This window comes from Streptomyces sp. NPDC007264, from assembly GCF_042869095.1.
Lineage (GTDB): Bacteria > Actinomycetota > Actinomycetes > Streptomycetales > Streptomycetaceae > Streptomyces.
The window spans coordinates 209,804-224,858 of record NZ_JBIAFD010000007.1; the positions used below are offsets into that span (position 1 = coordinate 209,804).

The 15,055-nt window shown below is 71.0% G+C and carries 12 protein-coding genes; 10 read left to right on the plus strand and 2 right to left on the minus strand.

Features of this window, described 5'->3' with window-relative positions:
- Nucleotides 1–76 precede the first annotated feature (76 nt).
- Both ilvC and serA read left to right on the plus strand, forming a co-directional pair.
- Nucleotides 77–1,075: a ketol-acid reductoisomerase gene (gene ilvC / locus ACFYMU_RS14375; protein ID WP_388372573.1), complete on the plus strand. Its 999-nt coding sequence runs from the start codon at nt 77–79 to the stop codon at nt 1,073–1,075.
- A gap of 311 nt (nt 1,076–1,386) precedes the next feature.
- Nucleotides 1,387–2,976, plus strand: coding sequence for a phosphoglycerate dehydrogenase (gene serA, locus ACFYMU_RS14380; RefSeq protein WP_388372575.1), 1,590 nt, complete (start codon nt 1,387–1,389; stop codon nt 2,974–2,976).
- Between the two features lie 112 nt (nt 2,977–3,088).
- Here serA and ACFYMU_RS14385 read toward each other — a convergent pair whose 3' ends face one another.
- Entirely contained in the window at nt 3,089–4,633 is a 1,545-nt protein-coding gene (locus ACFYMU_RS14385) for an MFS transporter (RefSeq protein ID WP_388372577.1), read from the minus strand.
- 108 nt (nt 4,634–4,741) lie between these two features.
- Here ACFYMU_RS14385 and ACFYMU_RS14390 point away from each other — a divergent pair, with 108 nt between their 5' ends.
- On the plus strand, nt 4,742–5,368 hold the full coding sequence (locus tag ACFYMU_RS14390; protein ID WP_388372579.1) for a TetR/AcrR family transcriptional regulator: 627 nt from the start codon (nt 4,742–4,744) through the stop codon (nt 5,366–5,368).
- A gap of 30 nt (nt 5,369–5,398) precedes the next feature.
- Here the strand turns inward: ACFYMU_RS14390 and ACFYMU_RS14395 are convergent, their stop codons facing one another.
- Nucleotides 5,399–6,682, minus strand: a complete 1,284-nt coding sequence (locus ACFYMU_RS14395; protein ID WP_388372581.1) for a PucR family transcriptional regulator — start codon at nt 6,680–6,682, stop codon at nt 5,399–5,401.
- 160 nt (nt 6,683–6,842) lie between these two features.
- Between ACFYMU_RS14395 and ACFYMU_RS14400 the strand changes: the two genes are divergently transcribed.
- From ACFYMU_RS14400 to cimA, 7 genes are all read left to right on the plus strand, one after another.
- Nucleotides 6,843–7,769: a proline dehydrogenase family protein gene (locus ACFYMU_RS14400; RefSeq protein ID WP_388372583.1), complete on the plus strand. Its 927-nt coding sequence runs from the start codon at nt 6,843–6,845 to the stop codon at nt 7,767–7,769.
- Between the two features lie 80 nt (nt 7,770–7,849).
- On the plus strand, nt 7,850–9,490 hold the full coding sequence (gene pruA, locus ACFYMU_RS14405) for an L-glutamate gamma-semialdehyde dehydrogenase (protein WP_388372585.1): 1,641 nt from the start codon (nt 7,850–7,852) through the stop codon (nt 9,488–9,490).
- A 128-nt stretch (nt 9,491–9,618) separates the two neighbouring features.
- The gene (locus ACFYMU_RS14410) at nt 9,619–10,158 is read left to right on the plus strand and encodes a GNAT family N-acetyltransferase (RefSeq protein ID WP_388372587.1); all 540 of its coding nucleotides are present in this window, start codon (nt 9,619–9,621) and stop codon (nt 10,156–10,158) included.
- Between the two features lie 292 nt (nt 10,159–10,450).
- Nucleotides 10,451–10,582 (plus strand): hypothetical protein, encoded by a 132-nt coding sequence (locus ACFYMU_RS14415; RefSeq protein WP_381087093.1) that lies wholly within the window; start codon nt 10,451–10,453, stop codon nt 10,580–10,582.
- An 85-nt stretch (nt 10,583–10,667) separates the two neighbouring features.
- Nucleotides 10,668–11,711: a 3-isopropylmalate dehydrogenase gene (locus ACFYMU_RS14420; protein ID WP_388372589.1), complete on the plus strand. Its 1,044-nt coding sequence runs from the start codon at nt 10,668–10,670 to the stop codon at nt 11,709–11,711.
- A 266-nt stretch (nt 11,712–11,977) separates the two neighbouring features.
- Nucleotides 11,978–13,066, plus strand: coding sequence for a branched-chain amino acid aminotransferase (locus tag ACFYMU_RS14425; RefSeq protein WP_388372591.1), 1,089 nt, complete (start codon nt 11,978–11,980; stop codon nt 13,064–13,066).
- 332 nt (nt 13,067–13,398) lie between these two features.
- Entirely contained in the window at nt 13,399–15,003 is a 1,605-nt protein-coding gene (cimA, locus tag ACFYMU_RS14430) for a citramalate synthase (RefSeq protein ID WP_388372593.1), read from the plus strand.
- Nucleotides 15,004–15,055: the final 52 nt, after the last annotated feature.

The following is a 15,055-nucleotide window of genomic DNA, read 5'->3' on the forward strand; positions in this document are numbered from 1 at the left end:
GAGACCCCGAGACGTCACCTCCCCCGACCGTCATACGGTGGGACGCAACACCTGCACTCCAAGGAGAGAACCCAAAGTGGCCGAGCTGTTCTACGACGCCGACGCCGACCTGTCCATCATCCAGGGCCGCAAGGTCGCGGTCATCGGCTACGGCAGCCAGGGCCACGCCCACGCGCTGTCGCTGCGTGACTCGGGCGTCGACGTCCGGGTGGGCCTGCCCGAGGGCTCCAAGTCGAAGGCGAAGGCCGAGGAGCAGGGGCTGCGCGTGGTGACCCCGGCGGAGGCCGCCGCCGAGGCCGACGTGATCATGATTCTGGTGCCGGACCCGATCCAGGCCCAGGTCTACGAGGAGTCCATCGCGCCGAACCTGAAGGACGGCGACGCCCTGTTCTTCGGCCACGGCTTCAACATCCGGTTCGGCTTCATCAAGCCCCCGGCCGGCGTGGACGTCTGCATGGTCGCCCCGAAGGGCCCGGGCCACCTGGTGCGCCGCCAGTACGAGGAGGGCCGCGGCGTTCCCTGCATCGTGGCCGTCGAGCAGGACGCCTCGGGCAACGGGTTCGCGCTGGCGCTGTCGTACGCCAAGGGCATCGGCGGCACCCGGGCCGGCGTCATCAAGACGACCTTCACCGAGGAGACCGAGACCGACCTGTTCGGCGAGCAGGCCGTCCTGTGCGGCGGCACCTCCGCGCTGGTCAAGGCCGGCTTCGAGACCCTGGTCGAGGCGGGCTACCAGCCGGAGATCGCCTACTTCGAGTGCCTGCACGAGCTGAAGCTGATCGTGGACCTCATGTACGAGGGCGGCCTGGAGAAGATGCGCTGGTCGATCTCCGAGACCGCCGAGTGGGGCGACTACGTCACCGGCCCGCGCATCATCACGGACGCCACCAAGGCCGAGATGAAGAAGGTCCTCGCGGAGATCCAGGACGGCACGTTCGCCCAGAACTGGATGGACGAGTACCACGGCGGTCTGAAGAAGTACAACGAGTACAAGCAGCAGGACTCCGAGCACCTGCTGGAGACCACCGGCAAGGAGCTCCGCAAGCTCATGAGCTGGGTCGACGAGGAGGCGTAAGCCTTGTGCCGGAGGGGCCGGAGCCGATCGCTCCGGCCCCTCCGGCGAACTGTGGACAACACCTGGGGACAGGCGTTGTCCGGCCCGTCCACCACGGACGGGTGATCCTTCCGCAGCGGCGTAAGACGACGCGTGCGACGCCACTACACTGCTGCACTAAGAACGCGTCAGGCCCACAGCGTCGTGCGTCTTCCACGCGGCTAAGCGACACCGAGGAAGTGCAGGCACGCCCCGCGCCGCCCCGGTGCCACTCCCCTCCACCGCCTGCGGCCGTCGGGACGGCCGTCCGCATTGGACATGTGAGGACTCACGTGAGCTCGAAACCCGTCGTACTCATCGCTGAAGAACTGTCGCCGGCGACCGTCGACGCCCTCGGCCCCGACTTCGAGATCCGGCACTGCAACGGCGCGGACCGCGCGGAGCTGCTGCCGGCGATCGCCGATGTCGACGCCATCCTGATCCGCTCCGCCACGAAGGTGGACGCCGAGGCCGTCGCGGCCGCGGGCAAGCTGAAGGTCGTCGCACGAGCCGGCGTCGGCCTGGACAACGTGGACGTCTCCGCCGCCACCAAGGCCGGCGTGATGGTCGTCAACGCCCCCACGTCGAACATCGTGACCGCCGCCGAGCTGGCCTGCGGTCTGCTCGTCGCCACCGCCCGCAACATTCCGCAGGCCAATGCCGCGCTGAAGAACGGCGAGTGGAAGCGCAGCAAGTACACGGGCGTCGAGCTCGCCGAGAAGACCCTCGGCGTGGTCGGGCTCGGCCGCATCGGCGCGCTGGTCGCGCAGCGCATGTCCGCGTTCGGCATGAAGGTCGTCGCCTACGACCCCTACGTGCAGCCCGCCCGGGCCGCGCAGATGGGCGTCAAGGTGGTGTCGCTGGACGAGCTGCTCGAGGTCTCCGACTTCATCACCGTCCACCTCCCCAAGACCCCCGAGACTCTCGGCCTCATCGGCACCGAGGCGCTGCACAAGGTCAAGCCGGGCGTCCGCATCGTCAACGCCGCGCGCGGCGGGATCGTCGACGAGGAGGCGCTGTACTCGGCGCTCAAGGAGGGCCGGGTGGCTGGCGCGGGCCTGGACGTGTACGCGAAGGAGCCGTGCACGGACTCGCCGCTGTTCGAGCTGGACCAGGTCGTGTGCACCCCGCACCTGGGCGCGTCGACGGACGAGGCCCAGGAGAAGGCCGGTATCGCCGTCGCCCGGTCGGTGCGCCTCGCGCTCGCCGGTGAGCTGGTGCCGGACGCGGTCAACGTCCAGGGCGGTGTCATCGCCGAGGACGTCAAGCCGGGCCTGCCCCTCGCCGAGAAGCTCGGCCGGATCTTCACCGCGCTCGCGGGCGAGGTCGCCGTCCGGCTCGACGTCGAGGTGTACGGCGAGATCACCCAGCACGATGTGAAGGTGCTGGAGCTGTCCGCGCTCAAGGGCGTCTTCGAGGACGTGGTGGACGAGACGGTCTCGTACGTCAACGCCCCGCTCTTCGCCCAGGAGCGCGGCGTCGAGGTGCGCCTGACCACCAGCTCGGAGTCCCCGGACCACCGCAACGTCGTCACCGTGCGCGGCACGCTGGCGGGCGGCGAGGAGGTCTCGGTGTCCGGCACGCTGGCCGGCCCCAAGCACCACCAGAAGATCGTGGCCGTCGGCGAGTACGACGTGGACCTGGCGCTGGCCGACCACATGGTCGTGCTGCGCTACACCGACCGCCCGGGCGTGGTCGGCACGCTGGGCCGCATCCTCGGCGAGGCGGGCATCAACATCGCGGGCATGCAGGTGTCCCGCGCGATCGCCGGCGGCGAGGCCCTCGCGGTCCTCACGGTCGACGACACGGTCGCGCAGAGCGTTCTGACGGAGGTGGCCGAGGAGATCGGCGCGACCTCGGCGCGCTCGGTGAACCTCGTCTGAGTCCGGCACCACCGGCGCTCGGCAGTCGGGGCCCGGCCACCTGGGGTGGCCGGGCCCCGCTCGTTCCTCCTCCGCCCCACGCCCGGGCGTCGTCCTACTCCCGGGCGTCGTCCTACTCCCGGGCGTCCCGCACCCGTACCGCCCGCAGACCCGCCCCGGCCAGGGCCGCCGAGGCCAGCAGCAGGACCGCCCCGGTGACGGCCGCCGCCTGCATGCCGTGCGTGAACGCCTCGCGCGCCGTGGCCAGCAGGTGCTCCGCCGCCCGGCCCGGCATCCCGTCGGCCACCGCCAGCGCTCCGCCCAGCGTCTCGTGCGCCGGGGACGGGGCCGAGGAGGGGATGCCGTGGCGGTAGACCGCCGTGCCGATGGAGCCGAGGACCGCCATGCCGAGCGCGCCGCCGAACTCCGCACCGGTCTCCATGAGGGAGGACGCGGCGCCCGCCTTCTCCACCGGCGCGGCGCCCATCGCCAGGTCGGTCATCTGGGAGATCACGGTGACGATCCCGGAGGCCAGCACGCCGGCCCCGGCCAGCACCAGCCACATCGAGTCCGTGCCGGCGAGCGCCAGCATGCCGTAGCCGCAGGCCGCGACCACGAAGCCGGCCGTCACCACATAGGCCCTGTTCACGCCCTTCTGCACCAGTTGGGTCGTCACCGGTGCCGCGAAGCCGATCAGTACCGACGGCAGCAGGGCCCACAGGGCGGCCTCCAGCGCGCTCTTGCCCAGGACCGACTGCAGGTACTGCGTGGTGAAGAACGCCGAGCCCAGCATGGCGAAGGACGAGACCAGGTTGAGCACGAGCGCCGGCGTGAAGCCCCGGGCGCGGAAGAGGGCCGGTGAGATCAGCGGGGAGGCCGCCGTGCGCTGCCGGTGCACGAACAGCGCCGCGAACAGCAGGCCCACCGTCACCGCCGTCACGTAGCGGATGTTCCAGCCCTGCGACGGGATCTCCTTCAGGCCGTAGATCACCGGCAGCACGCCCGCCATCGACAGGGGCACGCTGATCAGGTCGAAGCGGCCGGGCTCGGGGTTCTTCGACTCCGGGAGCAGGAAGGGGCCGAGGGCCAGCAGCAGGACCATCGCGGGCAGGTTGACCAGGAACACCGAGCCCCACCAGAAGTACTCGACGAGGATTCCGCTCATCACCGAGCCGAGGGCGATCCCGGCCGTCATGACGCCGGACCACAGTCCGATCGCCTTCGCCCGCTGGCCCGGGTCCGTGAACATGGTGCGGATCAGCGCCATCGTCGACGGCATGAGGGTCGCGCCGCCGATGCCGAGGACGGCGCGGGCCGCGATGAGGGTCTCGGCGCTGTTCGCGTACGCCGCCACCAGTGAGGCCGCTCCGAAGGCCGCGGCCCCGAACAGCAGCAGCCTGCGCCGGCCGATGCGGTCGCCGAGCGAGCCCATGGTCATCAGCAGTCCGGCGAGGACGAAGGCGTAGATGTCGAAGATCCACAGCTGCTGGGTGCTGCTCGGCTCCAGGTCCGCGGTGATCGCGGGGATCGCGAAGTAGAGGACCGAGACGTCCATCGAGACCAGGAGCAGCGGAAGCATCAGGACGCCCAGGGCCGTCCATTCGCGGCGGCCGGCGCGAGCCGGTGCGGGGGCGCGGTGCCCGCCGAGGGGGTCGGTCGTGCTCGTCGGATTCGTCATGGCGGTGACTGTACGCACGTATTAAACGCTTGTCTAGGACGACTGTTCCATACGATTGTGTAAGTCGGTCGTATGGGACGCCTGTCTTGATCCGGGTAGGGTGGCGGCATGGGACACCGTGAGGATCTGCTCGAGGGCGCCAAACGCTGCCTGCTGGAGAAGGGCTTCCTGCGTACGACGGCGCGCGACATCGTCAAGGAGTCCGGGACCAACCTGGCGTCGATCGGCTACCACTACGGCTCGAAGGACGCCCTGCTGGCGCAGGCGTACGTCGCGCTGATCGAGGGGATGGGCGACGGCTTCGCCCCCGGCTGGGGCGCGGGAGGCGGAATGCAGTCGCCGGCGGGCTCGCTGGAGCGCTTCCAGGAGGTGTGGGCGAACATCATCCGTTCGCTGCCCGAGTCGCGGGCGATCTGGCTGCTGAGCTTCGAGCTGGTCGTCCAGGGCGACCGCCTCCCGGAGGTGCGCCGAATGCTCAGCGAGGCCGAGGAGCAGGGCCGTTCGGGGCTGCTGCCGCTGTTCAACGACATCCCGGAGGCGGAGCAGACCAAGGAGGCGATCGACACCGAGGGCCGCTTCTACCAGACGCTGCTGCAGGGGCTGATGGTCCAGTGGGTCTTCGATGCCGACGCGGCGACCGGCGCCGAGCAGCTCACCGAGGGGCTGCGACGGGTGATCGAGCGAACCGCGAAGGGGAGCGGGGCCTCTCGGGGCCCTTCTGACGGATCTCCGTAGACCTAGTACCCCCGCAGGCGACGTTCGGCACTAGGGCCGGTTCTGGGCTCCCCGCCCGCTCCCGGCTCCTTGCAGCCGCGCGCCCTTCAGCGCCATGTGGAGCAGCAGCCGGTCCTCGCCGTCGTCCAGGTCCAACCCGGTGAGCTGCTCGATCCGGGACAGGCGGTAGTACAGCGTCTGGCGGTGGATGCCCAGCTCGGACGCCGTCCGCCCGGCCTGGCCCGCGCGGTCGAGGAACACCTCGGCCGTGCGGGCCAGCTCATGGTGGGCGGGGGTCAGGAGGGCGCGCACGGCAGGGTCGTCGGCCGCCCGTGGCGGCAGCGACGTCAGCAGGCGGTACGGCCCGATGGCCGACCACTGGGCGACCGGGCCGAGCCGGGTCTCCGCCAGGGCCGCGCGGGCCGCCGCCGACGCCTCCCGCCAGGCGGTGCCCAGATCGGCGAGTCCGTGGCGCACCGCCGCCACCCCGGCCGCGGTCCGTCCGCCGCCCGCTCTGCCCTCCGCCTCCCGCAGCAGCCGCGTGGCCGCCGTCAGCGCCGGGGTCAGGACGTCCGTCGAGCGCAGCCGCACCAGCAGGGCCAGGCCGCGGCCCGCCTCGTCCTCCGTCTCGGGGGCGCCGGAGGCGTCCTCGCCCCACGGCACGGTGCACAGCGCGGTGGCCGCGGGCAGCGTGCGGACCGAGGGGGCGTCGTCGGGGTCGGCCGAGGGCCAGGGGGCGACGCAGACCACCGTGTGCAGGCCCTCGCCCCGCGCCCCCAGCGCCGTACGCAGCTCGGCCACCGCCATGTCGCGCTGCCAGCCGTCCTCGGCGACCAGGACGGCGCGCAGTTCGCGCGTCAGGTCCGCGCCCGCCTGCGCCTCGTCGGCGAGCAGGGCGCCGATGCGGGCGGTGACCTCCGTGGCGGCCGACAGCTGCTCCTCGGACGGGCCCGGCTCGTCGGTCAGCAGCCACACATAGCCGAGGACGACACCCCGATGGCGTACCGGCAGACAGATCCTCCCCCGGTAGACGCCCGCCTCCGGGGTGGGCGGGATGCGCACCGGTCCGGTGGCGCGCGCGATGCCGAAACCCTCGAACCACGCGCGCACCGCGGCCGTGGAACGGCGCGTGAGGATCGAGCGGGTGCGGACCGGGTCGAGGGACGCCTCGTCGAACTCGGCGTCGCTGTCGTACGCGGCGAAGGCGATCAGTTCGAAGTCCCGGTTCTCCAGCGTCGCCGGGGCGCCGAGGAGTGCCGAGATCTCGTCGACGAGCTCCTGGTAGTCGCCCCGGCCTGCCGTGAAAACATCCGCCACACGACCATTCTCCCGCACGGTTCCCCGCCGCTCATACAGATGTCTGAGATCCGGGGCACGGATGCGTGACAGCTGTCGATGGCCGACGATCGGAGGGATCCCTAGGTTTCACGGTGGTTCTCCGTGCCGTACCCGCTCGGTCGGGATTCGGCCTCCTGTCGCCCTGTGGAGGTGCCCCGTGCTGGGTCCCGTGATTCTCGCCGCGTCGCGCAGCGACCGCATGCGCCGCCTGATCTCGGCGGCCCCGGTGACCAGGCAGGTCGTCGACCGCTTCATCCCCGGCGAGACCGTGGACGACATCGTCCCGGTCGTCGAGGACCTCACCGGCAAGGGCCTGGACCTGACCATGGACGTCGTCGGCGAGGACATCACCACCCCCGGCCAGGCCACCGTCGCCCGCGACGCGTACCTCGAACTGATCGACCGGATCAAGGACCTCGAACTGGGCCCGAGGGTCGAGATGTCCGTGAAGCTGTCGATGTTCGGCCAGGCACTGGACGACGGCCACGACCTGGCCCTCACCCAGGTGCGCCCGGTCGTCGAGGCGGCGGCCGCCATCGGCACGACGGTCACGCTGGACGCGGAGGACCACACCACCCTGGACTCGATGTTCGCCATCCACGAGGAGCTGCGGAAGGACTTCCCGGAGACCGGCTGCGTGATCCAGGCGTACCTCTTCCGCACCGAGTCCGACGCCCGGCGTCTGGCCGCCGACGGCAGCCGGGTGCGTATCGTGAAGGGGGCGTACAAGGAGCCCGCGTCGGTCGCGCACCAGAGCAGGCACGAGATCGACAAGGCGTACGTCCGCATCCTGAAGACCCTCATGGAGGGCGACGGATACCCGATGATCGGCTCCCACGATCCGCGGATCGTCTCCATCGCGCAGGAGCTCGCCCGGCGCGCCGGGCGCAAGCCCGACGAGTACGAGTTCCAGATGCTGTACGGCATCCGCAGCGAGGAGCACCTGCGGCTGGCCGCCGAGGGCCATCGCATGCGCGTCTACACGGCGTACGGCACGGACTGGTACGGCTACTTCGTGCGGCGCCTCGCGGAGAAGCCGGCCAACCTGCGCTTCTTCCTGCGGAGCATGATCACACGCGGCTGAGGCCGGCCCGCGCCTCCTCCCCCTTCCGGTCCTCACCAGGGGCTGACACCCACCCGCTCGCAAAAGGAGTTACGGAATCCATGGACGCTGTGACCCAGGTCCCCACCCCCGTCAACGAGCCGGTGCACGGCTACGCCCCCGGGTCGCCCGAACGCGCCCGTCTGGAGGCCCGGCTCAAGGAACTGGCCGACAACCCGGTCGACCTGCCGTGCACCATCGGCGGCGAGAAGCGCATGGGCGGCGGTGAGCCCTTCCGCGTCGTGCAGCCGCACCACCACTCGTCGGTCCTCGGCACGTACCGCAACGCCACCCGGCAGGACGCGCGGGACGCCATCGACGCGGCCCTGGCCGCCGCGCCCGGCTGGCGTGCGATGTCGTTCGACGACCGCGCCGCGATCTTCCTGCGCGCCGCCGAGCTGCTGGCCGGACCGTGGCGCGAGACCATCGCCGCCTCCACCATGCTCGGCCAGTCCAAGACGGCCCAGCAGGCCGAGATCGACAGCCCTTGCGAGCTGGTCGACTTCTGGCGCTTCAACGTCCACTACGCCCGCCAGATCCTGGCCGAGCAGCCCCCGGTGAACTCCCCGGGCGTGTGGAACCGCCTCGACCACCGCCCGCTGGAGGGCTTCGTCTACGCGATCACCCCGTTCAACTTCACGGCGATCGCGGGCAATCTGCCCACCGCCCCCGCCCTCATGGGCAACGTGGTGGTCTGGAAGCCGTCCCCGACCCAGACCCACGCCGCCGTGCTGCTGATGCGGCTGCTGGAGGAGGCGGGTCTGCCCAAGGGCGTCGTCAACCTCCTGACGGGTGACGGCATCGAGGTCTCCGAGGTCGCCCTGGAGCACCGGGACCTCGCGGGCATCCACTTCACCGGCTCGACGAAGACCTTCCAGTACCTGTGGAGGACGGTCGGCCAGAACATCGAGAAGTACCGTTCGTACCCGCGTCTGGTCGGCGAGACCGGCGGCAAGGACTTCCTCGTCGCGCACCCGAGCGCGGACCGGGCGGTCCTGAAGACGGCGCTGACCCGCGGTGCCTTCGAGTACCAGGGCCAGAAGTGCTCGGCGACCTCCCGGGCGTACATCCCGGCGTCCCTCTGGAACTCCGGTTTCAAGGAGGAGTTCGCGGCCGAGGTCGACTACCTGACCATGGGTGACGTGACCGACCTGTCGAACTTCATCGGCGCGGTCATCGACGAGCGCGCCTTCGCGAAGAGCAAGGCGGCGATCGACCGCGCCAAGCAGGACCCGTCCTGCACGATCGTCGCGGGCGGCACCTACGACGACTCGGTCGGCTACTTCGTGCGCCCGACCGTCATCGAGTGCACCGACCCGGAGAACGAGGTCTTCCGCACGGAGTACTTCGGCCCGATCCTCGCGGTGCACGTCTACGACGACAGCTCCGCCGGGGCGTACGACGAGATGCTGACCCAGATGGAGTCGGTGTCGGACTACGCACTGACCGGCTCGGTCATCGCCGACGACCGCGCGGCGGCGGCGTACACGGCGCAGAAGCTGCGCTACGCGGCGGGCAACTTCTACATCAACGACAAGTCGACCGGTGCCGTGGTCGGCCAGCAGCCCTTCGGCGGCGGCCGCGCCTCCGGCACCGACGACAAGGCGGGCGCCCCGCAGAACCTGCTGCGCTGGACCCTGACCCGCGCCATCAAGGAGACGCTGGTCCCGCCGACCGACTACACCTACCCGCACATGGGCTGACGCCCGCAGGACGCGACGCCGCCCCCGCCCCCGGCCCGGACCCCCGCCCCGGGCCCCCGCCCCGGGCCCCGGGCCGGGGGCGGCGTCGTGGCGGCGGCCGGGGCATGCCGGTGCGGAATACTGGGCCGATGACCGTCCGGGTCCGTACCGTCCACACCGCCGACCTCGACCCCGTCGAGCTCCGGGCCGCCCGCGACCTCCTCGACGCCGTGTTCGAGGGCGACTTCGGGGACCGGGACTGGGAGCACGCGCTGGGCGGGCTGCATGTGCTCGTGCACGACGAGCGGGGGCTCGCCGCTTACGGATCGGTCGTCCAGCGGCGGGCCGGCCACCGGGGGAGGTGGCTGCGCGTCGGTTACGTCGAGGCCGTGGGCGTCCGCGCCGACGTGCGCCGCCGGGGACTCGGCGGACGCGTCATGGCCGAGCTGGAGCGGATCACCGACCGCGCCTACGACCTCGGCGCGCTCTCCGCCAGCGACGACGGCGCCGCCCTGTACCACGCCCGCGGCTGGCGACTGTGGTCCGGCCGCGTCTGCGCCCTCGGCCCCGGCGGCGTGGTGCGCCTCCCCGAGGAGGAGGACTGCACCTTCGTGCGCACCGCGGCCGCGCGTCCCCTCGACCCGGCGCACGAGCTGGTCTTCGACTGGAGGGACGGGGACGTCCTCTGACGGTCCCGGCGTTCTCGCAGGTCACATCGGTGTGACCGGATCGGCCGTCTCAGATAGTAGGAAGTCCGAGTAATTGTGGAGACAGTGGCGCGCTCCTCCCTTAGCTTTGTAGGAGCCGAACGTCTCGCTCGATCAAGCGAATGGCGGTCGTGAGCCGGGCCCTGTGCAGGTCACCCCTGCGGCACCGCTCCCCGCCCCTTGAGGGCACCGCCCACGCCCATCAGGCAGTGGGGGAGTCTCGCAACCCCCCGTTTCTCCGCGCTCCAGGAATGTCGAAGGAGTCGATCCCCCCATGGCCGAGACGACCGCCCGCCGCCGAGTCCGTCGTGTTTCCCGGACGAGTGAGTCCGACCGCAAGAACGCCGCCGCCGCCCTCCAGCGCGCCCTCGACCGCCGGGACAACGGCGGCGAGACCGGCCACTGAGCCGCACCCCCATCCGGATGACCGGGGCATGTCCGCATCCCGGACACCCCGTGTCATCCCATGGGACAAGGAGTACGGTGCCGTCATGTCTCGCAGCATCAATCTCGCAGTGATTCCCGGTGACGGCATCGGCCAGGAGGTCGTGGCCCAGGGGCTCAAGGTCCTCTCCACCGTTCTCCCGCAGGATGTGAAGCTGGAGACCAAGGAGTACGACTTCGGCGCCCGGCGCTACCACGCCACCGGCGAGACCCTCACCGACGCCGACCTGGAACAGCTCAAGCAGCACGACGCCATCCTCCTCGGCGCGATCGGCGACCCGTCGGTCCCGTCCGGTGTCCTGGAGCGCGGTTTCCTGCTCAAGCTCCGCTTCGCCTTCGACCACCACGTCAACCTGCGGCCCTCCAAGCTGCTCCCGGGTGTCGAGACCCCGCTCGCGGGCCAGCCCGAGATCGACTTCGTCGTGGTCCGCGAGGGCACCGAGGGCCCGTACACCGGCAACGGCGGCACCATCCGCACTGGCACCCCGCACGCGGTCGCCACCGAGGTCTCGCTGAACACCGCCTTCGGCATCGAGCGCGTCGTGCGCGACGCCTACGCCCGCGCCCAGGCCCGCCCCCGCAAGAAGCTCGCCCTGGTCCACAAGAACAACGTGCTGGTGCACGCCGGTCATCTGTGGACGGACATCTTCACCAAGGTCGGCGAGGAGTTCCCCGAGGTCACCACCGAGTACATGCACGTGGACGCGGCGACGATCTACCTCGTCACGCAGCCCGAGCGCTTCGACGTGATCGTCACGGACAACCTCTTCGGTGACATCATCACCGACCTGGCCGCCGCCATCTCCGGCGGCATCGGCGTGGCCGCCTCCGGGAACATCAACCCGTCCGGCGCGTTCCCGTCGATGTTCGAGCCGGTGCACGGCTCGGCGCCCGACATCGCGGGCCAGGGCAAGGCCGACCCGTCGGCCACCGTGCTGTCCGTCGCCCTCCTGCTGCGCCACCTCGGCTACGAGACCGAGGCCGCCCGCATCGAGGAGGCCGTCTCCGCCGACCTCGCGGAGCGCGTGGGCAGGCCCGCCCGCACCACCGACGAGATCGGCGACACCCTCGCCGTACGAGTAGCCGGCTGACCCGCCGCGCCGCTCACCCCCTCCAGAGAAGCCGCCGGGTCGTCATCGCACCCGGCGGCTTTCCCATGCCCTCGCCGGGTGCCACCATCAACCCACCCCTGGGCAACCAAAGGGCCGCGTCCACACCGTTCTGCCCGCCGCCCCGGCTTGCGATAATCGAGCGCGGAGCCGCGGAATGAGGGAATGCTCGGACGTCCCAGCACTGGCCACTGGCCGTACGGGCGTGAGCGCGGCCCGTCACAACAACCGGTGAAGGACAACCATTCATGACGATGCCCACGATCGAGCTGAAGCCCTCCGCCCACCCGCTCTCCGACGCCGAGCGGGAGGCGATCCTGGCCAACCCCGGGTTCGGCCGCCACTTCACCGACCACATGGTGACGATCAAGTGGACCGAGGGCCGGGGCTGGCACGACGGCCAGCTCGTCCCGTACGGCCCGCTCTCCCTCGATCCCGCCAACATGACCCTGCACTACGCGCAGGAGATCTTCGAGGGGCTCAAGGCGTACCGGCAGCCCGACGGCTCGGTCGCCACGTTCCGCCCGGAGATGAACGCCCGGCGCTTCCAGCGCTCCGCCCGCCGCCTGGCCATGCCCGAGCTGCCGGTCGAGACGTTCATCGAGGCGTGCGACGTGCTCGTCCAGCAGGACAAGGCGTGGGTCCCGGCACACGGGGGCGAGGAGTCGCTCTACCTGCGCCCGTTCATGATCGCCACCGAGGTCGGCCTCGGGGTGAAGCCGGCCAACGAGTACCTCTTCCTGGTGATCGCCTCCCCGGCCGGTGCCTACTTCGCGGGCGGCGTCAAGCCGGTCTCCATCTGGATCTCCGAGGACCGCGTCCGCGCCGTCCCCGGCGGCATGGGCGACGCCAAGACGGGCGGCAACTACGCGGCGTCCCTGCTCGCCCAGGCGGAAGCCGCGGCCCAGGGCTGCGACCAGGTCTGCTACCTCGACGCCGTGGAACACACGTGGGTCGAGGAACTCGGCGGCATGAACCTGTACTTCGTGTACGGCAACAGGATCGTCACCCCGTCGCTGACCGGCTCCATCCTGGAGGGTGTCACCCGTGACTCCCTGCTGACGGTCGCCCGCGACCTCGGCTACGAGGCGGAGGAGGGCCGCGTCTCCGTCGCGCAGTGGCAGGAGGACTCCGAGAACGGCTCCCTCAGCGAGGTCTTCGCCTGCGGCACGGCGGCGGTCATCACCCCCGTCGGCACGGTCAAGCGCGCGGGCGCCGAGTGGAAGCAGGCGGACGGCGGGCCGGGCAAGGTCACCCTCAGGCTCCGCGAGGCCCTCCTGGACCTCCAGCGCGGCACCCGCGAGGACGCCCACGGCTGGATGCACCGGCTGGGGTAGGCCCTGTCGAAGGAATCGCAGTCGTCGTCGTTGACGACCGCATCCTGAGACGGCTGTGAGCACAGGGGGCGGATTGTGCCAGACTGCCCCTGTGCTCACGTTCGCCATGATTATTGGCAGCAGGCGCGCCGGTCCGCAGTGACCGCCACGTACGACCAGGTGCGGGCGGCCACCGTCGTCCTCGACCCGCGCGCAGACCTCTCGCACCCGCGAGAGGTTTTTCGTTTTCCTGGACCACCCCACGCCAGGAGGGGAGCGCGAGGGACCATGGGAGGGACGGTGGAGCCGGTCATTCCGGTAAGACCGAGATTCGACACAGGAGCCTTGAGACCATGACCGCATCCAGCGAGCTCGACGATTCGTTCCACGTCTTCGACACCACGCTGCGCGACGGGGCGCAGCGCGAGGGCATCAACCTCACCGTCGCGGACAAGCTGGCCATCGCACGGCACCTGGACGACTTCGGCGTGGGCTTCATCGAGGGTGGCTGGCCCGGCGCCAACCCGCGGGACACCGAGTTCTTCGCCCGCGCGCGGCAGGAGATCGAGTTCAAGCACGCCCGGCTGGTCGCCTTCGGCGCCACCCGGCGGGCGGGCGGCAAGGCGGCGGAGGACCCGCAGGTCAAGGCCCTGCTCGACTCGGGAGCGCCGGTGATCACCCTGGTCGCCAAGTCCCACGACCGCCATGTCGAGCTGGCCCTGCGCACCACCCTCGACGAGAACCTGGAGATGATCCGCGACACGGTGTCCCACCTGCGGGCGCAGGGCCGCCGGGTCTTCGTGGACTGCGAGCACTTCTTCGACGGCTACCGGGCGAACCCGGAGTACGCGAAGTCCGTGGTCCGCGCGGCGGCCCAGGCGGGCGCGGACGTGGTCGTCCTCTGCGACACGAACGGCGGCATGCTTCCCGCGCAGGTGCAGGCGGTCGTCTCCACGGTGCTGGCGGACACGGGTGCCCGCCTCGGCATCCACGCGCAGGACGACACGGGCTGCGCGGTCGCGAACACCCTCGCCGCGGTCGACGCGGGCGCGACCCACGTGCAGTGCACCGCCAACGGATACGGCGAGCGGGTGGGCAACGCCAACCTGTTCCCGGTGGTGGCCGCCCTGGAGCTGAAGTACGGCAAGAAGGTGCTGCCCGAGGGCAGGCTGCGCGAGATGACGCGCATCTCGCACGCGATCGCGGAGGTGGTGAACCTCACCCCGTCCACCCACCAGCCGTACGTGGGCGTGTCCGCCTTCGCCCACAAGGCGGGCCTGCACGCGTCCGCCATCAAGGTGGACCCCGACCTGTACCAGCACATCGACCCCGAGCTGGTCGGCAACACCATGCGGATGCTGGTCTCCGACATGGCCGGCCGCGCCTCCGTGGAGCTCAAGGGCAAAGAACTGGGCGTCGACCTGGGCGGCGATCGCGAGCTGGTCGGCAGGGTGGTCGAGCGCGTCAAGGAACGCGAGCTGAAGGGCTACACCTACGAGGCGGCGGACGCGTCCTTCGAACTGCTGCTGCGCGAGGAGGCGGCGGGCCGGCCGCTGCGCTACTTCCGCACGGAGTCCTGGCGGGCGATCGTGGAGGACCGCCCCGACGGCACCCACGCCAACGAGGCGACGGTCAAGCTGTGGGCGAAGAGCGAACGCATCGTCGCGACGGCGGAGGGCAACGGCCCGGTGAACGCCCTGGACCGCGCCCTGCGCGTCGCCCTGGAGAAGATCTACCCGCAGCTCGCCGCCCTCGACCTGGTCGACTACAAGGTCCGCATCCTGGAGGGCAGGCACGGCACCCAGTCCACGACCCGAGTCCTGATCTCCACGTCGGACGGCAAGGCCGAGTGGTCCACGGTCGGTGTCGCGGAGAACGTGATCGCGGCGTCGTGGCAGGCGCTGGAGGACGCGTACACGTACGGGCTGCTGCGCGCGGGCGTGGACCCGGCGGAGTAGCCCCCGCGCACGCCGGCCCGGGCCCATGGAGGGCGGGAGCCCGTCCATGGGC

What these genes read in the sequence shown, in the direction of transcription:
- ACFYMU_RS14385 (WP_388372577.1), bottom strand. Translation starts at nt 4,633, where the DNA reads ATGACGAATCCGACGAGCACGACCGACCCCCTCGGCGGGCACCGCGCC.
- ACFYMU_RS14390 (WP_388372579.1), top strand. Translation starts at nt 4,742, where the DNA reads ATGGGACACCGTGAGGATCTGCTCGAGGGCGCCAAACGCTGCCTGCTG.
- pruA (WP_388372585.1), top strand. Translation starts at nt 7,850, where the DNA reads ATGGACGCTGTGACCCAGGTCCCCACCCCCGTCAACGAGCCGGTGCAC.
- ACFYMU_RS14410 (WP_388372587.1), top strand. Translation starts at nt 9,619, where the DNA reads ATGACCGTCCGGGTCCGTACCGTCCACACCGCCGACCTCGACCCCGTC.
- ACFYMU_RS14415 (WP_381087093.1), top strand. Translation starts at nt 10,451, where the DNA reads ATGGCCGAGACGACCGCCCGCCGCCGAGTCCGTCGTGTTTCCCGGACG.
- ACFYMU_RS14420 (WP_388372589.1), top strand. Translation starts at nt 10,668, where the DNA reads ATGTCTCGCAGCATCAATCTCGCAGTGATTCCCGGTGACGGCATCGGC.
- ACFYMU_RS14425 (WP_388372591.1), top strand. Translation starts at nt 11,978, where the DNA reads ATGACGATGCCCACGATCGAGCTGAAGCCCTCCGCCCACCCGCTCTCC.
- cimA (WP_388372593.1), top strand. Translation starts at nt 13,399, where the DNA reads ATGACCGCATCCAGCGAGCTCGACGATTCGTTCCACGTCTTCGACACC.